Raw genomic sequence first — 26,401 nt, forward strand, 5'->3', positions numbered from 1 at the left:
GCGCGCCTCGCCCGCCCGGCGGGCCTCGCCAACCTCGTGCGCCGCAGCCGGCACGGCTTGCCAATCCGATACCGGAAATCACGTTTCCGGAGGCCTTGCCCGTCTCGGCACGGCGCGAAGAGATTGCCCGGGCGCTGCAGGCCAACCAGGTCATCATCGTTTCCGGCGAAACCGGCTCGGGCAAGACCACCCAGCTTCCGAAGATTGCGTTGTCGATCGGGCGGGGCCCGGCACGCGAGGGCAAGCCCGGCGGCGGGCTGATCGGCCACACCCAGCCCCGCCGAATCGCGGCCACCTCCACGGCCAAGCGGATCGCACAGGAGCTGGGCACGCCGCTGGGCGAGACGGTCGGGTATCAGGTCCGGTTCAACGACACGATGTCGGCCGGGGCGTCGGTCAAGCTGATGACCGACGGCATCCTGCTGGCCGAGACGCAGAATGACCCGCTGCTGCGCGCCTACGACACGATCATCATCGACGAGGCGCACGAGCGCAGCCTCAACATCGACTTCCTGATCGGCTACCTGCGCCAGATCCTGCCGAAGCGGCCGGATCTGAAGGTGATCATCACGTCGGCAACCATCGACGCCAAGCGCTTTGCCGAGCATTTCGCGCGCAACGGCAAGCCGGCGCCCGTGATCGAAGTCAGTGGCCGGCTCTATCCGGTGGAGGTGCGCTACCGGCCGATTCAGGCGGATGCGCCGGCCGACGGCGCCCCGCGTACCGAGAAGGCCCGGGAGCGCGATCTGTACGACGGCATCGTTGACGCCGTGGACGAACTCTGCCGGGTCGGGCCCGGCGACGTGCTGGTGTTCCTGCCGGGCGAGCGGGAGATCCGCGAGGCCGCCGAGGCGCTGCGCAAGCATCATCCGCCGCATACGGAAATCCTGCCGCTGTTTGCGCGGCTGTCCGTGCAGGAGCAGGAACGGGTGTTCAAACCGTCGAACGCGCGGCGCATCGTGCTCGCCACCAACGTGGCGGAGACGTCGCTGACGGTGCCTGGCATCCGCTACGTGGTGGATACGGGGCTGGCGCGCGTCAAGCGCTATTCGTACCGCAACAAGGTCGAGCAACTCCAGATCGAATCGATCTCGCAGGCGGCAGCCAACCAGCGTGCCGGCCGATGTGGCCGGGTGGCGAACGGTGTCTGCATCCGCCTGTACGAGGAAAGTGATTTCCTGGGCCGCGTGCGCTTCACCGATCCGGAAATCCTGCGCTCGTCGCTGGCAGCGGTCATCCTGCGCATGAAGGCGCTGCGCCTGACCGATATCGAGGCGTTCCCGTTTATCGAGCCGCCGCTGGGCCGTGCCATCGCCGACGGCTACCAGTTGCTGCAGGAACTGGGCGCGTTCGACGAGGCCAACCAGCTCACCGGCGTTGGCCGCCAGTTGTCCAAGCTGCCGCTCGACCCGCGCGTGGCGCGGATGATCCTGGCCGCGCGCGACCAGCAATGTCTGCGCGAGGTGCTGATCATCGCCAGCGCGTTGTCCGTGCAGGACCCGCGAGACCGCCCGCAGGAGGCCCAGGAGGCCGCCGACCAGGCACATCGCAAGTTCATGGACGAGAAGTCCGAGTTCCTGGGCTGGGTCAAGCTGTGGAAGTGGTTCGAAGAAGCGGTCGCGCACAAGAAGACCAACCGGCAGTTGCAGGAGCAGTGCCGCGCCAACTTCCTGTCGCATGTTCGCCTGCGCGAATGGCGCGATGTGCATTCGCAGTTGCTGACCACGGTGACGGAACAGGGCTGGCGCCTGAACGAGAGCGAGCCGACCTTCGAGCAAGTGCACAAGGCGCTGCTGACCGGCCTGCTCGGCAACGTTGGCCTGAAGCTGGACGAATCCGATGGCAAGGGGCGCGAGTACCTGGGCGCGCGCGGCATCAAGTTCCACCTCTGGCCGGGCTCGCTCATCGCGCGCAAGGTGGGGCGCTGGATCATCGCGGCCGAATTGGTGGAAACCAGTCGCCTGTACGCGCGCACGCTGGCCCGCGTCGAGCCGGAATGGGTCGAGCAGGTAGGCAGCCATCTGCTCAAGGTGAGCTGGAGCGAGCCGCACTGGGAGAAGAAGGCCGGGCAAGTGCTGGCGCTCGAGCGCGGCACGCTGTACGGCTTGCCCGTGTACCAGCATCGTCGGGTGCACTTTGGGCCGATGAACCCGGCCGAGGCACGCGAGCTGTTCATCCGCCACGCACTGGTGGAAGGCGAGTTCGACACACGGCTGCCGTTCTTCGCCCATAACCAGCGTCTGGTGCGCGAGATCGAGAACCTGGAGCACAAGTCGCGCCGTCAGGACGTGCTGGTGGACGACGCGCTCATTTTCGCGTTTTACGATCGCGCGATTCCCGCCGACATCCACAATCAGGTGGCGTTCGAGAAGTGGTATCAGGCGGAGTCCGCGAAGGATCGCAAACTCCTGTACCTGAATCGCGACGAGTTGATGCGGCACGAAGCGGCAGGTATCACGACGGACCTGTTCCCGAAGATCCTGCCGATCGCCGGGATCGACATGGCGCTGACGTACCACTTCGAACCTGGCAGCCATCGCGATGGCGTGACGCTGACGGTGCCGCTGTACGCGCTCAACCAGGTACGACCCGAGCGCACCGAGTGGCTCGTGCCGGGCATGATCAAGGAGAAGGTGCATCTGCTGCTGAAATCGCTGCCACAGAAGCTGCGCCGCCACTGCGTGCCGCTGCCCGACTACGCGGCTGGGTTTGTCGACCGCCAGCCGTTCGGGGAGGGAGATCTGCTCGATGTGCTGATCGCCGACGTCCGCGAGCAGACCGGCACGATGATCAAGCGTGCGGACTTCAAGCTCGAGACGCTGCCTGCCCACCACGCGATGAATTTCAAGGTGATCGACGAGCACGGCCGCCAGCTGGACATGGGCCGCAACCTGGCCCAGTTGCGTGCGGAGTTCGGCGGTCAGGCGCAGCAGTCGTTCCAGAACATTGCCGCGCGCGATGTGCCTGCGGCGGAAGCCGGTCAATTCGAGAACCTGACCTCGTGGTCGTTCGGCGAGTTGCCCGAACTGCTTGAGATCCGCAAGGGCAACCAGACGCTGTTTGGCTATCCGGCGCTGGTTGACCACGGCGATCACTGCGATGTGGAAGTCTTCGACGATCCGCAGGAGGCCGCGCGCATCCACCATGCCGGGCTGCGCCGGTTGTTCGCACTGCAACTGCGCGAGCAGGTCAAGTTCATCGAGAAGAACATTCCGAACCTGCAGCAGATGGCGATGCAGTACATGACGCTGGGCACGCAGGAGGAGTTGCGTAACCAGATCGTCATGATGGCGCTGGAACGCGCCTGCCTGCAGGCGCCCCTGCCGCGCAACGAAGCCGAGTTCAATACCCGCAAGGAAGAAGGGCGGGCGCGGCTGTCGCTGCTGGCCCAGGAAATCGCGCGGCTGGTGGGCACGATCCTCGCCGAGTTTGCGGGGCTGCCGCGCAAGCTGCTCCAGGCCAAGCCGTTCGGCTCGGCCTATCAGGATCTGGAAGGCCAACTGGCACGCTTGATGACGAAGTCTTTCGTGATCGATACGCCATATGTCCAGCTGACGCACTTTCCGCGCTACCTGAAGGGCATGGTGATGCGGGTGGACAAGCTCAAGGGCGATCCGGCCCGTGACAGCCAGCGCATCCAGGAAATGACCCCGCTGGTGCAACAGTGGCAGCGTGCGGAGAAGCAACTACGGTCGCAGGGCCGGGGCGCTGCTGATGCCCGCCTCGACGAATTCCGCTGGATGCTTGAGGAATTGCGGGTGGCCTTGTTCGCGCAGGAACTGCGCACGCCACAGCCAATGTCGGTCAAGCGGCTTCAGAAAGTCTGGGAGTCCATGCAGCGATAGGCCGGTGTCCAGGAGGGGGCTGTCCAGATTATTTGTATCTAATTGTGATAGGCCCTCAAGTTTGATGATTCACGTCATCGTACTGGTCGATTGAAACGTTAGAATGCGCGATTCGTCATGATTTAACGGTCTTATGCTCGCATTGCGTCGTGTTGTGGCTGGCGCTGTTTCGGTCGGCACCCTGGCATTGGCATTGGTGTCCGCACCCGCCCGCGCGGAAGTTGTAGTAATCCTGAATTCAGGTGACGCAAGCGTTACTTTGATCGACAAGGACACGCAGAAGGTGTTGGAGACGTTCCCGATCGGGAAGGAACCCCATCACCTGATCGCCACCCCCGACGACAAATCGCTGATCGTCGCCAATGCGGTTGGCAACGATCTCGTCTTCCTCGACCCGGTGACCGGCAAGGTGCAGCAGCGCGTGCCGAACATCGACGACCCATACCAGATCGGCTTCTCGCCCGACCAGAAGTGGTTCATCGCCACCGGCAACCGGCTGGACCGGGTCGACGTCTATCGTTGGGATGGCCGCCAGCTCAAGATCGCCAAGCAGTTCCCGCTGGCCAAGACGCCGAGCCATATCGCGTTCACGGCCGACAGCAAGATTGCATTCATCACGCTGCAGGATTCGAACCAGATCGCCGCGATCGATCTGACCACGCTGACCGTGCTCTGGACCATGGAGGCTGGCTCCGCGCCGGCCGGTATCTGGGTCACGCCAGACCAGAAGTACTTGCTGGTGGGCATGACGGGGGCTGACTACGTCGCCGTGATCGACTGGCGTACCCGGACAGTGGTCAAGCAGATCCAGACCGGCAAGGGCGCGCACAACTTCCGCGCCGTGGGCGACAAGCGGCACCTGTTCCTGAGCAACCGGGTGTCTGGCTCGATAAGCATCATCGACCAGCAGACGCTGTCGAAGGTCGGCGAGATAACGGGTCTGCTGCCGGGCCCGGACGACATGGAACTGACTGCCGATGGCAAGACGCTCTGGGTGACGTTCCGCTGGGCGCGCTCGGTTGGCCTGATCGATGTGGCCAGCCGCAAGATGATCAAGACGATCCGTGTCGGCAAATCGCCGCATGGCATCTACTTCCGCACGCGCGCGCCGCTCTATTAAGAAGGTCAGCGCCATGCGCAACTGGATGATCCGGATCGGGGTAGCTGCGGCGGGGTTGCTGGCGAGCGCCTCGCTTGCTCTGGCGGCCGACGCCAGCCCCGGAGCCTGCCGAGCCGGCACGCTCTATCTGACGTTTGACACTGGCAGCATGAGCCAGGCGGAACTGATCGCTCGCACGTTGCGCAAGCACCATATCCGCGCGACGTTCTTCCTGGCCAACGAGCCCACGGTCAACCACGACAATTCGCTGGATCCAACCTGGGCGGCTTACTGGAAATCGCTGGCTGCCGACGGTCATGCCTTTGGCACCCACACGTTCGACCATGTCTACCTTCGCAGCGCGAAGGGTGGCGAGGGCGGCAAGGTCGTCATGCGGCCGCAGTTCGGGGCGCAGGGAGGCAAGGACGTGGCGATGACCGAGGAATCGTTCTGCACGGAACTGCGCCGGAGCGCGCAGGCCTTCCAGTCGATGACCGGTCAGCCGATGGTGCCGCTGTGGCGCGCTCCGGGTGGCCATACGTCACCGAAGACGCTGGCATGGGCCGAGCAATGCGGCTTCAAGCACGTGGGCTGGGCGCCGGCCGGTTTTCTCGGCGACGAACTGTCTTCCGAGCGCTACCCTAACCAGGTGTTGCTCGAACGCGCGCTGCGCGATCTGCGCGATGGCGACATCACGATGGCCCACCTGGGTATCTGGTCGCGCAAGGACCCCTGGGCGCCGGGCGTGCTGGAGCCGCTGATCAGCGGGCTCGAGCAGAAGGGCTTTTGCTTCGCCACGCTGCGCGAGCATCCGCAGTACAAGCACTGGATTGCCCAGCGTGGTCCGGTGCGAGTGGAGCAGGCGGGGGAACAACCTCAAACATCGTCTGTATCGGGAGCGAAACGGTAATGTGGGACGCGCTCGCCAACTGGCTTAACCTGTGGGTGGGCCAGATCGAAGCCACGGTCTTTCAGAACGTGATGTTGCCCGTGGTTTATAACCTCGGCTTCGGTGGCTATGCCGAAGACGCGTTCACCGGCACGGAATGGCTGCTGGTCGGGTTGGTCCAGATCGCCGTGATGGTGCTGATCCTCGGTCCGCTCGAGAGACTGCGGCCCGTTGAGGCCGTGACCGACCGCGCGGCCATCCGCACCGATATCCTCTATACGCTCATCCATCGCCTGGGGCTGTTCCGGCTGGTGATGTTTTTCCTGCTGGCACCGTTGATGGATGGCATCGAAGGCCATCTGCGACTGCTGGGATGGCAGCGTGTCAACGTCGAGGACTGGTGGCCCGGCGTGACGTCGATCCCGCTGATCAGCTTTTTCCTCTATCTGGCGCTGTTCGACCTGCTCGACTACTGGTATCACCGGCTGTCGCATACGTACCGCTGGTGGTGGAGCCTGCACGCGGTGCACCACAGCCAGCGCCAAATGACGCTCTGGAGCGACAACCGCAATCATCTGCTCGACGATATCCTGCGCGATTTCGTTTTCGCGGCCGTTGCGCTGGCGGTGGGGGTCGAGCCGTCGCAGTACGTCCTGCTTGTGGCGCTGTCGCAACTGCTGCAGAGCCTGCAGCACGCCAATCTGCGCCTGCACTTCGGCTGGTTGGGCGAGCGCCTGCTGATTTCGCCGCGCTTCCATCGCACGCACCACGCGGTGGGGCTCGGCCATGAAAAACGCGCCACGGCGGACAAGCCCGCACGGCTCGGCGGGTGCAACTATGGCGTGATCTTCCCTTGGTGGGACATGCTCTTTGGCACTGCGGACTTCACCGACGCCTATCATCCGACCGGCATCCGCGACCAGATGCCGCCACCTGCCGGGCGTGCGCGTAGCTACGGCGATGGCTTCCTGTCGCAGCAATGGCTTGGCATCAAGCGGTTGCTTCGCCTGGGGTAGGTTTCTTTCTGCTCGGCTCCAGCGCCACTTCGCGCGCATTTCCGAGGGTTTCCGGAAACACGATCGCCGGGCTGTGCTAGGCTCCGAGGGCTTCTTTCACCTCTTTGCCGCATGAACGATATCTTCCGCTCGTTTGGCCGCGCACTGGTCAGTCAGATGCATCCACGGATGCTGATGCTGACCATCGTGCCATTCGTTCTCGCTACCGTCCTCTGGGGCGGCCTGATCTGGTGGGGCTGGGAACCAATCATGGGGACGGCCCGCGCCATCCTCGAAGGCTCGGTGTTCACGAGCTGGATCTACTCGATGCTCGACTGGCTCGGTCTGCAGTCGCTGCGCAGCGTGGTGGCGCCGCTCTTCGTGCTGACCCTGGCGATCCCGCTGGTCATTGCGTCGATGCTGATCTTCATCAGCTTGTTCTCGGTGCCGGTGGTGGTCAGGCAGCTCGAACGCAGCTATCCGGATCTGGCCAAGTCTCATGGGGGCAGCATCGTTGGCAGCGTCTTCCAGACGCTCGGCAGCACGCTGATCTTCCTGTTGCTGATCCTCATCACGCTGCCGTTATGGCTGATTCCGCCGTTCTTCGCGCTGATTCCGCCGGTATTGTGGGGCTGGCTGACGTACCGGGTGATGACCTACGACGCACTGGCGGAACATGCCACGGCCGAAGAACGCAAGACGCTCATGAAGCGCCATCGGGTGCCGCTGCTGATGATCGGTGTGGCGGTTGGCTTGCTCGGGTCCGCGCCGACGTTGCTGTGGGTCTGGTCCGCTGTCATCATCTTCCTGTTCCCGCTGGTGCTGGCCGGCACGCTGTGGCTCTACGTGCTGATCTTCATTTTCTCGGCACTGTGGTTCGGCCACTTCTGCCTGCGCGCGCTGGGGGATCTGCGTGCGGAGCGCGCGGCCGCCGCGCCGCCACCGCCCCCGGCTACCGACGTGATCGAGCTGGCGCCCTCTGACGTGCGCCGCATCGAGCCTTCCTGAAAACAATTCTGAGCGAGCGCATCATGGGTTTTGGTTTGATTGTCATCGGCGACGAGATTCTCTCCGGTCGGCGCGAGGACAAGCACATGCGCCGTGCCATCGAGCTGCTTGGCGCGCGCGGGCTGGCGCTGGACTGGGCCGAGTACATCGGGGACGACCGCGAGCGCATTACGGCCACGCTACGCCGCACGCTGGCGGGCCCGGATATCGTCTTCTGCACGGGTGGCATCGGTGCCACGCCTGACGACCACACGCGCCAATGCGTGGCCGCGGCGCTGGGCGTGGATCTGGCATTGCACCCCGAGGCGCGCGAACTGATCGCATTGCGTATTGCGGAAACGGCCAATGGCGATCCGGTCAAGGCGGATCTGAACCAGCCAGAGAACCAGCATCGTTTCAAGATGGGGGAGTTTCCGGTCGGTGCTCGGATCATTCCGAACAGCTACAACCGCATTCCGGGTTTCTCGGTGGCCGATCACCATTTCATGCCGGGCTTCCCGGTCATGGCGTGGCCGATGATGGAGTGGGTGCTGGACAACCGGTACGCGCACCTGTTCCATCAGGATACCGAGGTGTCGCGCGCCTTCTATGTGTTCGAGGCACCCGAATCGACGCTGACGCCGTTGATGGAGCAGGTGGAGGCGTCGTTCGCCGGTATTCGCGTGTTCAGCCTGCCATCAGTCGGGGATGCCGCGCGCGGTGACAAATTCGTGCGGCGCCATATCGACCTCGGTGTGAAGGGCCCGGCCGACATGGTCGGGCCGGCTTACGCGATGCTGCTCGACGGGGTCCGGACGATGGGCTTCGAGATCGTCGAGCAGTAAGCGGCGTATCAATGATTCGTGGCGCTGCTCAGGCGCCATGCCATGGCAGGCCGCGCACGCACCAGCCCTCCACCGTCTTGCGGTGATGGTGGTCGTCGCGGTTGCCTTCGAAGCCTTCGAGCACATCCATCGCCAGCAGGTAACCGTTTTCCGTCGCCACGCGCGCCGCGTGTTTCGAGCGGGCGGCGCTGCGGCACAGGAACAGCACCGGCGCGTCGACCGGTACCCGGGCCTTCAGTTCAGCCACGAAGTTGGCGTTCTGGGCGCCGCCGGGATACGACATCCATTCGATATGGGCGAACTGCTCGTCGGGCAGATCCACGCCGCCCACCCAATCCAGTTCCGCCTGCGTGCGCACGTCGACCAGTACGGCCTTCGGCTCGGCCTGCAGCAGCGCATAGGCCTCTTGCGGCGTGAGGGCGCCGAAATAGGAGAGTTCGCCTTGCTGCTTGCGCGTCTGGGCGGCCTGGAGGAGTTCGTCTCGGGTAGTCATCTTTTGTGACGGAGTCAATAAGAATGGAGGGAAAGCGGGGGCTGGCCTGAGCAGGGGCAACAAGGCCAACGCGGCACTGGGAAGCCGGCTGAATCGGCGTTATTCTAGCGCGGCCATTGTGGCAGACCCGAAAAATGTCCAAGCAAGGCGCGGTGGTGGTGCTATGCGATTGCACCCATATGGTGCCGAATTTCGAGGTGAGCACATAAACGGTGCAAAACCTTGGATTGCGCACCGTTATGGTGTTTGATTGGGGTGAGCGGCGTGCGCGGGCAGTGCACTTCGCCGTGGCATCAAGTTGGCCGGCTGGATTGCATGCAATCCGATGTTTTCGCTCCGGTGCGCGCCAATCCAAGCCAGTGCACGTTTTTCGGGAAGTCGGGAGTCTGGCAGGCGGAAAGGTGGCTTCGGCTGGCACGCTTTCTGCTAACATTCGACGTCCCTTTTGGGGCGGTCCAGACAGATGACCGCACCAACTTTGGCTTACCCACTTTCCCAGTTTCAGCCCGAATTTCCAGGAGATAGGCATGGCGCAGAGCGTTGCAGATGTGATGAAGCTCGTGAACGAAAACGACGTGAAGTTCGTCGATTTCCGTTTCACGGATACCAAGGGCAAAGAACAGCACGTCTCGGTGCCGGTGTCGCACTTCGACGAAGACAAGTTCGAGAGCGGCCACGCCTTTGATGGTTCGTCCATCGCAGGCTGGAAGGGTATCGAAGCCTCCGACATGCTGCTCATGCCGGATTCGGGTACCGCCTACATTGACCCGTTCTACGAAGAGCCGACGCTGGTGCTGAGCTGCGACGTGATCGAGCCGTCGGACGGCAAGGGCTACGACCGCGATCCGCGCTCGATCGCCAAGCGCGCTGAAGCCTACCTGAAGAGCACCGGTCTGGGCGACACCGCCTTCTTCGGTCCGGAACCCGAGTTCTTCATCTTCGACGGCGTGACCTGGAACATCGACATGCAAGGCTGCTCGGTGAAGATCCAGTCGGAAGAAGCACCGTGGTCGTCGGGCAAGGAATTCGAGCACGGCAACAGCGGTCACCGTCCGGGCAAGAAGGGCGGCTATTTCCCGGTTGCCCCGATCGACACGTTCCAGGACATGCGTTCGGAAATGTGCCTGATTCTGGAATCGCTGGGCATCCCCGTTGAAGTGCACCACCACGAAGTGGCTGGCCAGGGCCAGAACGAAATTGGCACGCGCTTCAGCACGCTGGTGCAACGCGCCGACTGGACCCAACTGCAGAAGTACGTGATCCAGAACGTCGCGCACACCTACGGCAAGACCGCCACGTTCATGCCGAAGCCGATCGTGGGCGATAACGGTTCGGGCATGCACGTTCACCAGTCGATCTGGAAGGACGGTCAGAACCTGTTCGCGGGCAACGGCTACGCCGGCCTGTCGGAATTCGCGCTGTACTACATCGGCGGCATCATCAAGCACGCTCGCGCGCTGAACGCCATCACCAACCCGGGTACGAACTCGTACAAGCGTCTGGTGCCGGGCTTCGAAGCACCGGTGAAGCTGGCCTACTCGGCTCGCAACCGTTCGGCTTCGATCCGTATTCCGTACGTGGCCAACCCGAAGGGTCGCCGCATCGAAACGCGCTTCCCGGATCCGCTGATGAACCCGTACCTGGGCTTCTCGGCACTGATGATGGCCGGTCTGGATGGCGTGATGAACAAGATCCACCCGGGCGAAGCTGCCGACAAGAACCTGTACGATCTGCCGCCCGAAGAAGACGCGAAGATCCCGACCGTCTGCTCGAGCCTGGATCAGGCCCTGGAGTACCTGGACAACGACCGTGAGTTCCTGACCCGCGGTGGTGTGTTCTCGAACTCGATGCTCGACGCCTATATCGAACTGAAAATGGAAGAAGTCACGCGTTTCCGCATGACGACTCACCCGATCGAGTTCGACATGTACTACTCGCTGTAAGCCGAGTGAGTTGCCGGGTTGTGGCCGGGCAACAGTTGCACCAGGAAGGGGCGGCTTCGGCTGTCCCTTTTTGTTTTGAGGCCACGTTGATCGCTAGAATGGGGCTCTTTTCCTAACCTACATGTCGATGTTCATGGAAGCGATCTCGAGCAGGGTCTTCAGCAATGCCAGCGGTGCGTTGCCGCACCAGATGCGTGTGGGCTTCCCCATTTTGGTGATGGTCGCGGCCATGGCGTTGCCATGGGCCCGGCCTGCCGCCGCGCAGTCGTCCGACGTGTACATGTGCAAGGGCGCCGATGGCGTGCCCGAGTACCGCAATGGCAATCCTGGCAACAGCAAGGACTGCAAGCGGCTGAACCTGCCGGATGTGGTCACCGTACCCGGCTCGCGTGCTGGCGGCGCGTCTTCGGGTGGCAAGTCGGCGGCGTCCACGTCGCCGACCAGCTTCCCGCGCGTGGATAGCGCTACGCAAAAGAGCCGTGACAGCGAGCGCCGCACAGTGCTGGAAACCGAGCTGCAAACCGAGGAGGCCAGGTTGGCCGGTCTGCGTGCCGAGTACAACAACGGCGAGCCGGAGCGTCAGGGCGGCGAGCGCAATTATCAGAAGTACCTGGATCGTGTCGCGCGGCTTCGTGACGACATCACCCGCAGCGAAGCCAACGTGGCATCGCTGCGCCGGGAGCTTTCCGGCCTGAAGGATTGAGTTGAATGCGCCGCCTGATTCGAGAAGTGTCCCGCAAGGTAGCTGGAACAGACCGCAAGCCGGACGCCGGCGAGCCGGCCGATCGTGATGCGGACATCCTGCCGTTGGGCGGCGCGGCCCTGCATCCGGGCCTGGATGTAGTGGCCAACCCTGTGCTGCTGGTGCGCCAGCCGGGCCTGCGGGTGATTTACGCGAACCCGGCGGCGGAGGCCAGCTTTGCCGTGTCGCGCAAGGCCATGGTGGAACTGTCCCTGTCGGACCTGTTCGGGGCGTCGGAAGAGCTCGACAGCATGTTCGAGACGGTGATGGCCCGGCAGGTGGACGTGCGCAGGCAGGATCTGGTCCTGCGGCCGCCATTGCAGGAACCGATGCACGCGCACGTGGTAATCGGTGGCGTGGAAGGCTACGCGAACACAGCAGTGGTCGAGGTGCTGCTCAACGAGCAGAAGGTGCGCAGTGACCGCGAGGAGCGCATTCTTGACCTGACCTCGGCGAACAAGGAACTGATCCGCAATCTGGCTCATGAGATCAAGAACCCGCTGGGCGGGATTCGCGGCGCGGCCCAGTTGCTCGAGTTCGAGCTGCCCGAGCGTGCACTCCGGGAGTACACGCAGGTCATCATCAAGGAGTCGGACCGCCTGCAGACGCTGGTGGACCGCCTGCTGGAGCCGCACCGTCATCCGCACATCGTCTCGGACCTCAATATCCACGAGGTGCTGGAGCGTGTGCGCTCGGTGGTGCTGGCCGAGTTTCCCAACGGGCTGGAAATCGTGCGCGACTACGATGCCAGCCTGCCCGAATTGCGCGGCGACATGGAGCAACTGATCCAGGCCGTGCTGAACATCGTCCATAACGCCGCCCAGGCGCTGCACGAGCGTATTGCGCGCGGCGATGCGCAGATCATCCTGCGGACCCGGGTGGCCCGGCAGGTCACGATCGCCAAGCGGCTTTTCAAGCTGGCATTGGATTTGCATGTGATTGACAACGGCCCGGGAATCCCCGAGGACATTCGCGAGCGCATCTTCTATCCGTTGGTTTCGGGCAGGGATGGCGGTAGCGGGCTCGGTCTCACACTCGCTCAAACCTTCGTGCAGCAACACGAGGGCTTGATCGAATGCGAGAGCAAGCCGGGCTGTACCGACTTCCGTATCCTGTTGCCATTGCACTAACCGCCCGATCGGCGAGACGGTGCGAGCGGCGCAGGGCCCTGCCATCAGCAGGGAATACGGGAGACCACATGACACCGAGCAGACAAGCGACGCACATGAAGCCGATCTGGATAGTCGACGACGATCAATCAATCCGCTGGGTCCTGGAAAAGGCCCTTGCCCGTGAAAGCCTGCTCTCCCGCAGTTTTACCAACGTGCGCGACGTGCTCGCGGCGCTGGAAGAGGACGAGCCGCAGGTCCTGATTTCGGATATCCGAATGCCCGGCGGTTCTGGCCTGGATCTGCTGCAGGCCATCAAGGCGCGGCATCCGGGCCTGCCCGTTATCGTGATGACGGCCTATTCGGACCTGGATAGCGCCGTGGCCGCGTTCCAGGGGGGCGCGTTCGAGTATCTGGCCAAGCCATTCGATGTCGACAAGGCAGTCGAGTTGATTCGCCGGGCGCTCGAGGAAAGCCTGCGCGAGGAGGAAATGGACGATCGCCTGGTCGATGCGCCGGAAATCCTCGGCCAGGCCCCGGCGATGCAGGACGTGTTCCGCGCGATCGGTCGTCTGTCGCAATCGAACGTCACCGTGATGATCACCGGCGAGTCCGGTACCGGCAAGGAACTGGTGGCGCGTGCGCTGCACAAGCACAGCCCGCGCGCGAATGGTCCGTTCATTGCGCTGAATACGGCGGCGATTCCCAAGGATCTGCTCGAATCGGAGCTGTTCGGCCATGAGCGTGGCGCGTTCACCGGCGCGCAGACCATGCGTCGCGGTCGCTTCGAACAGGCCGAAGGTGGCACGCTGTTCCTCGACGAAATCGGCGATATGCCATTTGATTTGCAGACGCGCCTGCTGCGTGTGCTTTCGGATGGAAATTTCTATCGGGTGGGGGGCCATAATCCGTTGCGCGCCAATGTGCGCGTCATTGCCGCCACGCACCAGAACCTCGAGACGCGTGTCAAGGAAGGGCTGTTCCGCGAGGATTTGTTCCACCGTCTCAATGTGATTCGCCTGCGCCTGCCGCCGCTGCGCGAGCGGCCGGAGGACATCACGCTGCTGGCCCGCCATTTCCTGCAGAAGAGCGCGAAGGAGCTTGGCGTCGAAACCAAGCGCATGTCCGATGACGCACTGGCCTACGTCAGCACGCTGCCGTTCCCCGGCAACGTACGCCAGCTCGAGAACCTTTGCAACTGGCTGACCGTCATGGCGCCGGCGCAGACCATCGAGGTAAAGGATTTCCCGCGCGAGATGATCGAGGCGGGGTACGGCGAAAGCAGTGTGTCGCCGATGCGTTCACCGAGCGAGTCGAGGTCGTCGGGAGAGTACGAGGCCGCGGAAGTTTCTGACTACGGCACGCATGCCGCGGGCGAGGGTGACACGATGGTCGCCACGAGACCGCCCATGGTCTCTTCGGCCACGTCGTCAGCGTCGGCATTTGCGGCGAGCGCCGTTTCGGCAAGCTGGGAAACGCTGCTGGCTGGCGAGGCAAAGTCGATGCTCGAATCGGGGCAGCCCGAAGTCATGGATGCGCTGACGCGGCGATTCGAGAAAGCGGTGTTGGAAGCCGCGCTCGGTGTCACGCGCGGACGTCGCGTGGAGGCCGCGACGCGGCTCGGCATCGGTCGGAACACCATTACCCGCAAGCTGCAGGAGCTTGGGTTCGACTGATCGCAGACCCGTAAGTCTGTGGCCCTGGATCGAGAGGCCTCGCGTTCGCGGGGTCTCTCTTTTTTGCTTGGTGGTTTCCATTCAGGGACTAACCAGCTCGGGCACGCTGTCGACGCGCAGCGACGGGAGCCAGACATCGGGGCCCGGCGGCCGCTCGATTTTCCCCCGCGCCGTCACGCGTTTGCCCGTCAGCGCACGAGCGTCCGCGACGGCAACGCCGCTCAGCTCCCAGAAGGTCATGTCACTGGTCTCGAGCATGACGGTCGGGAAAGGGTCGTTCCCCTTGACGTAGATCTCACCCACCAATGTCTGACGCGCGTCTGCCGGCGAGTTTGTCGCACATGCTGCGATGCTGATTGCGGCGAGCAGCGCGCCGAGGCTTGCTCTCATGCGGTGTCTCCGGAAATGCGGGGCCGCTGCGCAGCCCCCGTATTCACTATTGAATCACGACAGACAGCGTGGAGCCGGCAGGAACCTTCACGGTTTCGCTGTATGCACCGCTCACTGCGGAACGGACCACCGGCAGGTTAGCGTATGCCTCGAGAGTGGCAGGTATCGATTGCGTCAGTGTCCGGAGGGGCAGGAGCGCTTGCGGATCGATCAGCGGAAGCGTGAACGGGCCGTCTTGTCGTTCCGGGAAGCCAAAGCCGGCAGGGCTAGGGGATTTCATCAGCGCGCCCGAAGTCGCGCCGAACCGACGTAGTTGCTCTCCGAGGCTCGATTCCGGCTGCACCGAGCGAATGGCGGAGTCGAGTACGGCCACTGAGTTGCTGCTCGTGTCGGTCAGCAAGTTCTTGTAGAAATCGAGTCCGAGTTGTCGGTTCAGGAATCCGCCGAGCGAGCCGGAGACCGAGTAGCTGTCGCATGACGCGGCGAACGGTGTCCACGTTGTCAGGCCGCAGTTGTAAGAGCCGGCCTTGTAGCCAATGTAGTCCCGGAAACGAACGTCGCGGATTGCGTTGTAGTTTGCGTCGATCGAGAGGCTTGCGAGGTCCTCCATCATCATGGCCGAAGCCTCTTCCAGCCACTCGTCGAAGCTGTACTTCGGACCCATGAGCATCCCGCGACGGTAGAAGTTCTGCGCGTGCACGGCCTCGTGCGCCATGGTCAGCAGCATTGTCCTCATGCCAACTTCGCCGCCCAGATAGAGCGTCTCGGCATCCAGATACAGGGATACGGATTCGTTGCTGTATGGATTGGTTCTCGCCGCTTTTTTGATGGCGTTTCGTCCGTAGAAGTAGCCGATTCCACCAAACGGCTTCTCATTGTGGTCGAAGTTCAGGATGACGATATCGATCGGCTGTCCGGTGGCGGAGATCACGTCGAAGTAGGCGTGTGGCCCCCAGAGCGGGCCACCCACCGACTTCAGCATGTCGTAGATCTTTCCTTTCGAGGCGAAGCCGTCTGCGAGGCGGGCAACGATGTCCGAATGTACCTTGGTGGCATCGTTCTCCGACTCTTCAACCCAGACGTTGATTGTGGTGCCATCGGAGGCTGCCTGCTGACGCACAAGTATGGCTGACCGCTCGGAATTGTCAGCGTGGTACCAGGTCCTCACATCACCCACCGCAGCAGGAGTCGGCTCGCTTGTAGTGGAATAGTGGGGTGTGCTGCCACGCGTGCCGGCGAGCGCGACCCAGCCTTCACGGTTGAAGTCGGAAATGCGGCGCTTGGTTTCCTGTGTGCCGTTGTCCCACCGCAGCGCGCTAGCGACGATGCTCGGCATTTGCGAAGTCGTCAGCGAGATGTTCGGCATGGTCCGCGCAATGCCGGTGTGGTTGGTGAAGACTAGCGTCACGTCCTGGCCCTTCAATCCCGAAATGTGAATTGGCATATCCACAGTGTCTGCAGTGGCATTGATGCCGTGCCAGACGCCCACCCCGGTCCCCGCGTAGTTGTCCGCATCGACCACTCCGCAATGACTGCAGGCCGGTGTCATGACGTTGGTTGGCTTGGGCGGAGAGGGTTCCGGAGCCGAGGGCAGAGAGGGTTCCGGAGTCGAGGGCGCACCGGACGTGGTCACGGGCTGGGAGGATTGATATCCGTCGCCAGCGCCTCCGCAAGCGCTCAGGGCAATGGCCGCGAGCAGCGCCACAGCAGCGTACCTCGCGCGCGGCGATGTGCGAGATTTGTTCGTCATTGATTGTTCTCCTGGAGTATTGGCATTCCACGCCGTTGCGGCGCAGCAATGCTTATACGGGCGAGAATCTTGAGATAGCTACCCGCTCCAGGAGAACTTCAGCCTTGCTTGACGACCGTCAGGCCAACTGCCTCAGTCCCAATAACCTTTCCGCCATTTCGGCGAAACCCTCGCCACCGGATGCATTGGTGACGTAGGCCGGTTTGTGCGGCAGCAGGTGGAGGATGTCACTCACGTTGGCAACGCCGACCGACAGCGGGAAGTGGCCGAACATCGCGACGTCGTTGGCCGAGTCGCCGATGAACAGCCATTCGTCGCGATTGGCGTCGATGTCGTCACCGAGGAGTTCCTCTACACACAGCCGGCTCATCGATAGTTTGTCGTGGTGCCCAAACCATCCATTCACATGGATCGAACTGATCGTTGCTGTCATGCCAGCCTCGCGCATCATCTCGGCGATCCGGTCGACTGCTCGTTGCGGCAGCGGCGGGACGTCCTCGGCATGGTCGATCGCGAGATCGGCAGCATGCCATGCCTGGTCCGATGCCAGTGCGCAGCCGGGGACCTCGCGCAGGATTTCCTGGCCGAGCGCGTGGATGCGAAACAGGTTGGCATCGCGCGTTTCCGCGTCGTCCAGAAAACGGGTAACCAGCTTGCCGTTACGCAGATGCGAGTAAAAGGCGCCGTTTTCGCCGATGATTGCGTCAACCGGCCACAGACGAGTCAGAATCTCCGCCCATGCGATGCATCGCCCAGTTACCGGAATCACATGCAGCCCGGCACGGGTGAGGCGATCCAATGCCAGATACGTGGCCGCGGGCAGGCGGCCATCGGTGGTCAGCGTGCCGTCAATGTCGGTCAGGATGCCGCGCACGCGGCACAGGGCGGCGTCGGGCAGGGCGGAGAAAGGTTGGGGCGAGGTCATGGCGGCGAATTGTATCTGCGTCCTTGTTGCAAGGGCGATGGTTGCGCAGTGTCAATATGCCGCAACAATCTCTTCGGCAAGGCGGGTTTGCCCTGTTTGCCGTGACATAAGAGCGGCGTAACATGCCTGTCACAAAAAATGCATACAGTCGGTCGCTTTTTCAAAAAAATTGGTCGGACCGAACACAGCCTCAGGAGAAATGCCAATGTCTTTTCCACGCACCGCGTTGAAGCTCGCCGCCGTTGCAACCCTGGCCTTGGCCGGTACGGCCCATGCCGCTGTTGAGATCCAGTGGTGGCACGCCATGCAGGGCGCGCTGAACGACAAGGTCAATGAGATTGCCGACAAGTTCAACGCCAGCCAGTCTGACTACAAGATCGTGCCGGTCAACAAGGGCAATTACGACGAGACCATGGCAGCCGGCATTGCGGCGTTCCGCGCGGGCGGCGCGCCGGCCATCCTGCAGGTATTCGAGGTGGGTACCGCGACGATGATGAGCGCCAAGGGCGCCATCAAGCCGGTGTCGCAGGTGATGAAGGACGCTGGCGAGAAGTTCGACCAAAAGGCGTACATTCCGGCAGTGGCGGGTTACTACACGTCGTCGAAGGGCGAGATGCTGTCGTTCCCGTTCAATAGCTCGACGACTGTCTTCTATTACAACAAGGATGCCTTCAAGAAGGCGGGCATTTCCGCCCCGCCCAAGACCTGGCCCGAGGTGATGCAGTATTCGGCCAAGCTCAAGGCGTCGGGCCAGAGCTGCGCCTATACCACCGACTGGCAGAGCTGGGTGCACCTGGAGAGTTTCTCCGCCTGGCACAACACGCTCTTCGCCACGAAGAACAACGGTTTTGGCGGCACCGACGCACGGCTGGTCTTCAATAGCCCGCTGCACGTAAAGCACATCACGAACCTGCAGGAGATGGTGAAGAAGGGCTACTTCAGCTACGGCGGCCGCAAGGCGGAGTCGCAGGCCAAGTTCTACAACGGCGAGTGCGCGATGTTCACGGGCTCGTCCGCATCGCTGGCCAATATCCGCAAGAACGCCAAGTTCCAGTTTGGTGTGTCGCAACTGCCGTACTACCCGGACGTGCCGGGCGCGCCGCAGAACACGATCATTGGCGGCGCATCGCTTTGGGTGATGGGCGGCAAGAAGGCCGACGAGTACAAGGGCGTGGCCAAGTTCTTCACGTTCCTGTCGCGGCCCGAGATCCAGTCGGACTGGCACCAGGCCACTGGCTACCTGCCGGTGACGATGGCTGCGTATGAGATGACGAGGAAGTCGGGCTACTACGACAAGAACCCGGGTGCCGATGTGTCGGTCGAGCAGATGGTCGTGAAGACCACCGACAAATCGCGCGGCGTGCGTCTCGGCAACCTCGTGCAGATCCGTACCGTGATCGACGAGGAACTCGAAGCGGTGTGGGCTGGCAAGAAGGAGCCGAAGGCCGCGCTCGACAACGCCGTGGCGCGTGGCAACGAACTGCTGGAGCGTTTCCAGAAGACCGCCAGGGAATAAGCCCCTGCGGTGATGAAGCTGAAGCGGGCGGCGGCACAATCGTCGCCCGTTTGCGTTTGTTTTGGGAAACCCCTCGATGGAAAAGCGCGTCGTCTTTCGCTCTCCGTGGTTGCCGTATCTGCTGGTGCTGCCGCAGATCGCCATCACGCTGATCTTCTTCTTTTTGCCCGCCGGGCAAGCGCTGTGGCAGTCGATGCTGCAGCAGGATGCCTTCGGCATCCATCTCGAGTTCGTCGGACTCGATAACTTCGTTACGCTGTGGAAGGACCCGCAGTACATCGAGTCTTTCCAGACCACTGCAATCTTCGCCATTGGCGTGACGGTGGTGGGCCTGTCCGTGGCGCTGTTGCTGGCGTACTTCGCCGATCGTGTCGTGCGCGCCGCCACTGGCTACAAGACCCTGCTGATCTGGCCGTACGCGGTGGCGCCTGCCGTGGCCGGCGTGCTCTGGATGTTCATGTTCAACCCAACCCTGGGTGTGGTGTCCTACGCGCTGCGCAAGGCAGGCGTGGACTGGAACTTCCTGCTCAATGGCAACCAGGCACTGCTGCTGGTGGTGCTGGCCGCGGCATGGAAGCAGGTCAGCTACAACTTCCTGTTCTTCCTGGCCGGGCTGCAGAGCATTCCGAAATCGCTGATCGAGGCCGCGGCCATCGACGGCGCGGGCCCGTGGAAGCGCTTCTGGTCGATCGTGTTCCCGCTGCTGTCGCCTACCACCTTCTTCCTGCTCGTGATCAACATGGTCTACGCCTTCTTCGATACCTTCGCGATCATCGATGCGGTGACCCACGGCGGCCCGTTCAACTCGACCAACACGCTCGTCTACAAGGTGTTCCATGACGGCTTCCGTGGCATGGATATTGGTGGCTCGGCCGCGCAGTCGGTGGTGCTGATGGTGATCGTGATCGCGCTGACCGTGGTGCAGTTCCGATTCGTGGAACGCAAAGTCCAGTATTGAGGAGCCAGCCATGGTAGAACGACGTCCCGTACTCGACTTTATTACCCACCTCGTGCTGATCGTCGGCATCGCGGTCGTGGCATTTCCGGTGTACCTGACTTTCGTCGCGTCGACGCTGACGGCCGAGCAGGTACTCGATGCACCGATGACGCTGATCCCGGGCAGCCATCTGATCGAAAATTATCGCACCGTGCTGTTCCAGGGCGTGGGCGAGGCCGCTTCGCCGGTCTCGACCATGATGAAGAACAGCCTGATCATGGCGTTGGGCATTGCGCTGGGGAAGATCGCGATTTCGATCATTTCCGCCTTCGCGATCGTCTACTTCCGCTTTCCGCTGCGCAAGACGTTCTTCTGGATGATCTTCATCACGCTGATGCTGCCGGTGGAAGTGCGTATCCTGCCGACCTACAAGGTGGTGTCTGACCTCGGCATGCTGGATAGCTACTTCGGTCTGACGATTCCCATCATCGCGTCGGCCACCGCCACGTTCCTGTTTCGGCAATTCTTTCTGACGATCCCGGATGAACTGGCCGAAGCCGCTCGCATCGACGGGGCCGGACCGTTGCGATTCTTCTGGGATGTGGTGCTGCCGCTGTCGCGCACCAGTATCGCCGCGCTGTTCGTGATCCAGTTCATCTATGGCTGGAACCAGTACCTCTGGCCATTGCTGATCACCACGCAGAAGTCAATGACGCCCGTGGTGGTGGGCGTGACGCAGATGATTTCCCGCTCGGGCGATGCCGCTACCGACTGGAACCTCGTGATGGCCACCGTGATGCTGGCGATGATTCCGCCGGCAGTGGTGGTGGTGCTGATGCAACGCTGGTTCGTCAAGGGCCTCGTGGAAACGGAAAAATAAGGTCATTCCATGGCAAAGCTGTCTCTTCGCAACGTTCAGAAAACCTATGCCGGGGGCACGCAGGTCGTGCACGGCATCGACATGGAAATCGCCGACGGCGAGTTCATCGTGATCGTCGGGCCGTCCGGCTGCGGCAAATCCACGTTGCTGCGCATGGTGGCGGGCCTCGAGACGATCACCGGTGGTGAGATCCATATTGGCGACAACGTCGTCAACGATCTGGAGCCCGCCGCGCGTGATATCGCGATGGTGTTCCAGAACTACGCGCTCTATCCGCACATGAGCGTGTACGACAACATGGCGTACGGGCTGAAGATCCGCGGGATGTCGAAGGGCGAGATCGAGCAGCGCGTCAAGCACGCGGCGGGCATCCTGGAACTTGCGTCGCTGCTCGAGCGCAAACCGCGCGCGTTATCCGGCGGACAGCGGCAGCGCGTGGCGATGGGCCGTGCGATCGTGCGCGAGCCATCGGTGTTCTTGTTCGACGAACCGCTGTCGAACCTCGACGCCAAGCTGCGCGTGCAGATGCGGCTGGAGCTCAAGGATCTGCACCGCCGACTCAAGACGACCAGCCTCTATGTGACGCACGACCAGGTGGAGGCCATGACGCTGGCGGACCGCATGATGGTGCTCAATGGCGGCCGGGTGGAGCAGATCGGCACGCCGCTGGAAGTCTATGCGCGACCGGCCAGCACGTTCGTCGCCGGCTTCATTGGTTCGCCGCCGATGAACCTGGTGCCGGTGGCGCGGAACGGAAGCGGGCAGGGCGGGGCGCAAATGCGGGTCCAGCCCAAGGACGGGCAGACGGCGGCAACGCTGGGACATCTGCCGATGGGGCTGCATCTGCCCGAGCAGGCGCTGATGGGATTACGTCCCGAACACATCGAGCCTTGTGCCGTGCATGAGGCAATCGCCGAACTGGATGTGCGGGTGGTAGAAGCGCTCGGCGCGGATTCGTTCGCTTACGGTTCGCTCGGTGGCCAGCCCATCGTGGTCAGGCTCGACAGCCAGATGCAGGTGCGTGCCGGCGACAAGCTGCCGATCACGGCGTCGGCCGAGCATCTGCATTTCTTTGATGTGCAGTCGGGCAAGCGTATCGAGGCTCAGGCATGACGAATTGGCCCTATCCTCGCTTTATCGCCCATCGCGGCGCGGGCAAGCTGGCTCCCGAAAACACGCTGGCCGCGTTTCGGCACGGTGCGTCGTTCGGCTACCGGATGTTCGAGTTCGACGTGAAGCTGTCTGCCGACGGCAAGCCGATCCTGATGCACGATGCGACGCTGGATCGCACTACGACCGGCAAAGGGCGTGTCGATGCGCTGACGCTGGGCGAACTGGCGGCGCTGGATGCTGGCGGCTGGCACAGTCCCGCGTACGCGGGCGAGCCGGTGCCGACGCTGGCGGCCATTGCTCGCTATACGCAGGCCAATGGCTTCATGGTCAATATAGAAATCAAGCCGGTGCCGGGGACCGAGTATCGGACCGGTGCTGCCGTGGCGCTTGATGCACTTTCGATGTGGAAGGGTGCTGGCACGCCGCCATTGCTGTCCTCGTTTTCGGAGGTGGCGTTGGAGGCGGCGCATCAGGTGGCGCCAGACCTCCCGCGTGCCTTGTTGCTGGATACATTGCCTGCAGATTGGCTCGAGCGGCTGCGCCGGCTGGAATGCGTGGCGCTTGACGCCAACCACCGCGAACTCGATGCCGCTGTCATCGGCGCCGCGCATTCAGCCGGGTTCAAGGTGCTCTGCTACACGGTCAACGATCCGGCGAGGGCAGCGAACCTGCTGTCATGGGGGCTGGATGGCTTGATCACCGATGCGGTCGATCAGATCGCGCCACAGTCCTGAACAGTCCGTCTTGTTTTGCATCACGAAAAGTCCCTACGAGTTCTGGGCAAACGTGCTATGCTTCGCGAGTGAAGACTTAGGTCCTTCCCCGCACAACTTGCCCTTTCGGGTCTGGCGGCGAGACCGAAAACTAGCGGCACCTGACAAGGTGCCGTTCGTTCAAGGTGGTAACCGTTGGGCCCCCAAGAGTTGTTTGCAATCCGCTAACCGGTCGAGCCGTGTCGCGGAAGGTTGATGAACCCGCTTAACTCCGGCATTCCCGGAGAATAGTGAGCGCCCCATGATGCAGCAGTATCAAAGCAATTCGTACCTCTTCGGCGGCAACGCCCCCTATGTGGAAGAGCTGTACGAGGCCTACCTCCAGAATCCCAGCTCGGTTCCCGACAACTGGCGCGCGTATTTCGACGCGATGCAGAATGTCCCGGCTGCGGATGGTTCCAACGCCCGCGATATTCCCCACGCACCGATCGTCGCCTCGTTCGCCGAGCGCGCCAAGCAGGGCCCCATCAAGACCATTGTTGCCTCGGCCGATTCCGATATGGGCCGCAAGCGCGTCGCTGCCACGCAGCTGATCGCCGCTTACCGCAACATCGGCTCGCACTGGGCAGACCTCGACCCGCTCAAGCGCCAGGAGCGTCCGCCCCTGCCTGACCTGGATCCGGCGTTCTACGGCTTCTCCGAGGCTGACCTCGATATCGTCTTCAATGCCAGCAACACGTACTTCGGCAAGGAGTCGATGAGCCTGCGCGAGCTGCTCAACAACCTGCGCGAAACGTACTGCGGCACCATTGGCGCCGAGTTCATGTACGTGAGCGACCAGGCGCAGAAGCGCTGGTGGCAGGAGCGCCTGGAAACCACGCGTTCCAAGCCCGTGTTCACGCTGGAGAAGAAGAAGCACATCCTCGACCGCCTGACCGCGGCCGAAGGCCTGGAGCGATTCCTCCACACCAAGTACGTCGGCCAGAAGCGCTTCTCGCTCGAAGGTGGCGAGAGCTTCATCGCCGCGATGGACGAACTGATCCAGCACGCCGGCACCAAGGGCGTGCAGGAAATCGTGATCGGCATGGCTCACCGTGGCCGTCTGAACGTGCTGGTCAATACGCTGGGCAAGATGCCGGCCGACCTGTTCGCCGAATTCGAAGGCAAGCACGTCGACGACCTGCCGGCCGGTGACGTGAAGTACCACAAGGGCTTCTCGAGCGATGTCTCGACGGAAGGCGGCCCGGTTCACCTGTCGCTCGCGTTCAACCCGTCGCACCTGGAAATCGTCAACCCGGTGGTCGAAGGCTCGTCCAAGGCTCGCCAGGAACGCCGCGGCGACGTCGGCCACAAGGAAGTGCTGCCGGTGCAAGTGCACGGCGACGCGGCCTTTGCAGGTCAGGGCGTGGTGATGGAAACGCTGAACCTCGCGCAGACCCGCGGCTACGGCACGGGTGGCACGATGCATCTGGTTATCAATAACCAGATCGGTTTCACCACGTCGGACCCGCGTGACGCCCGTTCGACGCTGTATTGCACGGACGTGGTCAAGATGATCGAGGCGCCGGTGCTGCACGTGAACGGCGACGATCCCGAAGCCGTGGTGTACGCCATGCAGCTGGCCGTTGATTTCCGCATGGAATTCAACAAGGACGTCGTGGTCGACATCATCTGCTTCCGCAAGCTGGGCCACAACGAGCAAGACACGCCGGCCATGACGCAGCCGCTGATGTACAAGAAGATCGGCCAGCATCCGGGTACGCGCAAGCTGTACGCCGACAAACTGGTGGCGCAGAACCTGACCGCAGCCGAGTTCGGCGACGAGCTGGTCAAGGACTACCGTGCCGCCATGGATGCGGGCAAGCACACGGTGGACCCGGTCCTGTCGAACTTCAAGAACAAGTTCGCCGTGGACTGGATGCCGTTCCTGAACCGCAAGTGGACGGACGCTGCCGACACCGCCGTGCCGATGACGGAACTGAAGCGTCTGGCCGAGCGCATCACCACGATTCCCGAGCACTTCAAGCTGCACCCGCTGGTGGAGAAGGTCGTCAAGGACCGCTCCAACATGGGCCGTGGCGAGCAGATGCTGGACTGGGGCATGGGTGAGCACCTGGCCTTCGCTTCGCTGGTGGCCTCGGGCTACCCGGTGCGTATCACCGGCCAGGACGCCGGCCGCGGTACCTTCACGCACCGCCACGCCGTGCTGCATGACCAGGCTCGCGAGCGCTGGGATGCCGGCTCGTACGTGCCGCTGCAGAACGTGTCGGAAAACCAGGCACCGTTCACGGTGATCGACTCGGTGCTGTCGGAAGAGGCCGTGCTCGGCTTCGAATACGGCTACTCGACCGCCGAACCGAACGCGCTGGTGATCTGGGAAGCCCAGTTCGGCGACTTCGTCAACGGCGCCCAGGTTGTGATCGACCAGTTCATCTCGTCGGGTGAAGTGAAGTGGGGTCGCGCATCGGGCTTGACGATGATGCTGCCGCACGGCTACGAAGGCCAGGGTCCGGAACATAGCTCGGCCCGTATCGAGCGTTTCCTGCAGCTCTGCGCCGACCACAACATCCAGGTTGTCCAGCCGACCACACCGGCCCAGATCTTCCACCTGCTGCGTCGCCAGATGATCCGTCTGTTCCGCAAGCCGCTGGTGATCATGACGCCGAAGTCGCTGCTGCGTAGCAAGGATGCCGTGTCGCCGCTGTCCGATCTGGCCAAGGGTCATTTCGAGACCGTGATCCCCGATCACGAGGAACTGAATGCCAGCAAGGTCAAGCGCGTGATCATGTGCTCGGGCAAGGTCTACTACGACCTGGTCAACACCCGCCGTGAGCGCGGTGCCACCGACACGGCGATCATCCGCATGGAACAGCTGTATCCGTTCCCGCACAAGGCTGTTGCCGCGGAACTCAAGAAGTATCCGGGCGCGACCGAAATCCTGTGGTGCCAGGACGAGCCGCAGAACCAGGGTGCCTGGTTCTTCGTGCAGCACTACATCATGGAAAACATGACGGAAGGCCAGAAGCTCGGTTATGCCGGTCGTCCCGCCTCGGCTTCGCCGGCGGTGGGCTACTACGCAAAGCACAACGAGCAACAGAAGGCGCTGCTGGACGCTGCGTTCTCCAAGCTCAAGGGCTTTGTTCTGACCAAGTAATTCGTCGGCACCCGCGGGCCGCGCACAAGGATGCGCGCCGCGGGTCAGCCTACCCGCAACGAAACACACGCATACATCGAGGAATTTTCAAACCATGGCTATTGTTGACGTCAAGGTTCCCCAATTGTCGGAATCGGTCGCCGAAGCGACCATGCTGAACTGGAAGAAGAAGCCGGGCGAAGCCGTTGCTCAGGACGAGATCCTGATCGAAATCGAAACGGACAAGGTTGTGCTGGAAGTGCCGGCACCGTCGGCCGGCGTTCTGTCGCAGATCATCAAGAACGACGGCGATACCGTCGTGGCCGATGAAGTGATTGCCAAGATCGACACGGCAGCCACTGCAGGCGCCGTTGCACCGGCCGCCGCCGCTCCGGCTCCCGCCGCAGCAGCACCGGCCCCG

21 protein-coding genes are annotated in these 26,401 nt (G+C 62.7%); 17 read left to right on the forward strand and 4 right to left on the reverse strand.

Translation table 11 applies throughout. The features are described 5' to 3' along the window. From hrpA to D769_RS09085, 6 genes are all read left to right on the forward strand, one after another. Positions 1-3,845 (forward strand): ATP-dependent RNA helicase HrpA (gene hrpA, locus D769_RS09060; protein ID WP_008644231.1); only part of this gene is annotated, 3,845 nt, incomplete at its 5' end. Between the two features lie 133 nt (positions 3,846-3,978). Next, the gene (locus D769_RS09065; RefSeq protein WP_024570139.1) at positions 3,979-4,965 is read left to right on the forward strand and encodes a cytochrome D1 domain-containing protein; all 987 of its coding nucleotides are present in this window, start codon (positions 3,979-3,981) and stop codon (positions 4,963-4,965) included. 13 nt (positions 4,966-4,978) lie between these two features. Next, positions 4,979-5,854, forward strand: coding sequence for a polysaccharide deacetylase family protein (locus D769_RS09070; RefSeq protein WP_008644234.1), 876 nt, complete (start codon positions 4,979-4,981; stop codon positions 5,852-5,854). Then, positions 5,854-6,849 (forward strand): sterol desaturase family protein, encoded by a 996-nt coding sequence (locus D769_RS09075; protein ID WP_008644235.1) that lies wholly within the window; start codon positions 5,854-5,856, stop codon positions 6,847-6,849. Before D769_RS09070 ends, D769_RS09075 begins: the two co-directional genes overlap by 1 nt. Before the next feature lie 111 nt (positions 6,850-6,960). Continuing rightward, a complete protein-coding gene (locus D769_RS09080) occupies positions 6,961-7,836 on the forward strand; it encodes an EI24 domain-containing protein (protein WP_008644236.1) in 876 nt (291 codons plus the stop codon). Positions 7,837-7,859: 23 nt separating this feature from the next. Continuing rightward, positions 7,860-8,660 (forward strand): molybdopterin-binding protein, encoded by an 801-nt coding sequence (locus D769_RS09085; RefSeq protein ID WP_008644237.1) that lies wholly within the window; start codon positions 7,860-7,862, stop codon positions 8,658-8,660. Between the two features lie 28 nt (positions 8,661-8,688). Here D769_RS09085 and D769_RS09090 read toward each other — a convergent pair whose 3' ends face one another. Continuing rightward, positions 8,689-9,153 (reverse strand): rhodanese-like domain-containing protein, encoded by a 465-nt coding sequence (locus tag D769_RS09090; protein ID WP_008644238.1) that lies wholly within the window; start codon positions 9,151-9,153, stop codon positions 8,689-8,691. 527 nt (positions 9,154-9,680) lie between these two features. Between D769_RS09090 and D769_RS09095 the strand changes: the two genes are divergently transcribed. The 4 genes from D769_RS09095 (at position 9,681) to ntrC (ending at position 14,623) form a co-directional block, all read left to right on the forward strand. Beyond that, positions 9,681-11,096 (forward strand): 3-hydroxylaminophenol mutase, encoded by a 1,416-nt coding sequence (locus tag D769_RS09095; protein ID WP_008644239.1) that lies wholly within the window; start codon positions 9,681-9,683, stop codon positions 11,094-11,096. 229 nt (positions 11,097-11,325) lie between these two features. Continuing rightward, positions 11,326-11,799 carry a DUF4124 domain-containing protein gene (locus D769_RS09100; protein ID WP_234706984.1) on the forward strand — a complete coding sequence of 158 codons (474 nt, stop codon included), beginning with the start codon at positions 11,326-11,328 and terminating at the stop codon, positions 11,797-11,799. Positions 11,800-11,804: 5 nt separating this feature from the next. Continuing rightward, positions 11,805-12,968, forward strand: a complete 1,164-nt coding sequence (gene glnL / locus D769_RS09105; protein ID WP_008644241.1) for a nitrogen regulation protein NR(II) — start codon at positions 11,805-11,807, stop codon at positions 12,966-12,968. A gap of 95 nt (positions 12,969-13,063) precedes the next feature. After that, entirely contained in the window at positions 13,064-14,623 is a 1,560-nt protein-coding gene (gene ntrC / locus D769_RS09110; RefSeq protein ID WP_008644242.1) for a nitrogen regulation protein NR(I), read from the forward strand. Between the two features lie 81 nt (positions 14,624-14,704). On the opposite strand, the gene D769_RS09115 is transcribed toward ntrC, so the two are convergent. From D769_RS09115 to D769_RS09125, 3 genes are all read right to left on the reverse strand, one after another. Beyond that, positions 14,705-15,013, reverse strand: coding sequence for a hypothetical protein (locus D769_RS09115; protein ID WP_008644243.1), 309 nt, complete (start codon positions 15,011-15,013; stop codon positions 14,705-14,707). Between the two features lie 46 nt (positions 15,014-15,059). Then, positions 15,060-16,457 (reverse strand): hemagglutinin, encoded by a 1,398-nt coding sequence (locus D769_RS09120; protein ID WP_346773381.1) that lies wholly within the window; start codon positions 16,455-16,457, stop codon positions 15,060-15,062. Positions 16,458-16,881: 424 nt separating this feature from the next. After that, on the reverse strand, positions 16,882-17,688 hold the full coding sequence (locus D769_RS09125; protein ID WP_008644245.1) for an HAD-IIB family hydrolase: 807 nt from the start codon (positions 17,686-17,688) through the stop codon (positions 16,882-16,884). Between the two features lie 205 nt (positions 17,689-17,893). Here D769_RS09125 and ugpB point away from each other — a divergent pair, with 205 nt between their 5' ends. From ugpB to D769_RS09160, 7 genes are all read left to right on the forward strand, one after another. Next, complete coding sequence (gene ugpB / locus D769_RS09130) at positions 17,894-19,204, forward strand: sn-glycerol-3-phosphate ABC transporter substrate-binding protein UgpB (RefSeq protein WP_008644248.1); 1,311 nt, start codon at positions 17,894-17,896, stop codon at positions 19,202-19,204. 76 nt (positions 19,205-19,280) lie between these two features. After that, the gene (ugpA, locus tag D769_RS09135) at positions 19,281-20,162 is read left to right on the forward strand and encodes a sn-glycerol-3-phosphate ABC transporter permease UgpA (RefSeq protein ID WP_008644251.1); all 882 of its coding nucleotides are present in this window, start codon (positions 19,281-19,283) and stop codon (positions 20,160-20,162) included. A gap of 10 nt (positions 20,163-20,172) precedes the next feature. Then, positions 20,173-21,021, forward strand: coding sequence for a sn-glycerol-3-phosphate ABC transporter permease UgpE (gene ugpE, locus D769_RS09140; protein ID WP_008644254.1), 849 nt, complete (start codon positions 20,173-20,175; stop codon positions 21,019-21,021). A gap of 9 nt (positions 21,022-21,030) precedes the next feature. After that, on the forward strand, positions 21,031-22,134 hold the full coding sequence (locus tag D769_RS09145) for a sn-glycerol-3-phosphate import ATP-binding protein UgpC (RefSeq protein ID WP_008644255.1): 1,104 nt from the start codon (positions 21,031-21,033) through the stop codon (positions 22,132-22,134). After that, positions 22,131-22,868, forward strand: coding sequence for a glycerophosphodiester phosphodiesterase (gene ugpQ / locus D769_RS09150; RefSeq protein WP_008644256.1), 738 nt, complete (start codon positions 22,131-22,133; stop codon positions 22,866-22,868). Before D769_RS09145 ends, ugpQ begins: the two co-directional genes overlap by 4 nt. 280 nt (positions 22,869-23,148) lie before the next feature. Continuing rightward, a complete protein-coding gene (locus D769_RS09155; protein ID WP_008644258.1) occupies positions 23,149-26,001 on the forward strand; it encodes a 2-oxoglutarate dehydrogenase E1 component in 2,853 nt (950 codons plus the stop codon). 94 nt (positions 26,002-26,095) lie between these two features. Then, positions 26,096-26,401, forward strand: a 306-nt coding sequence (locus D769_RS09160; protein ID WP_008644260.1) for a biotin/lipoyl-containing protein, incomplete at its 3' end; no start/stop codon positions are given.

It is taken from the genome of Cupriavidus sp. HMR-1 (genome assembly GCF_000319775.1).
Classification (GTDB): Bacteria; Pseudomonadota; Gammaproteobacteria; order Burkholderiales; family Burkholderiaceae; genus Cupriavidus; species Cupriavidus metallidurans.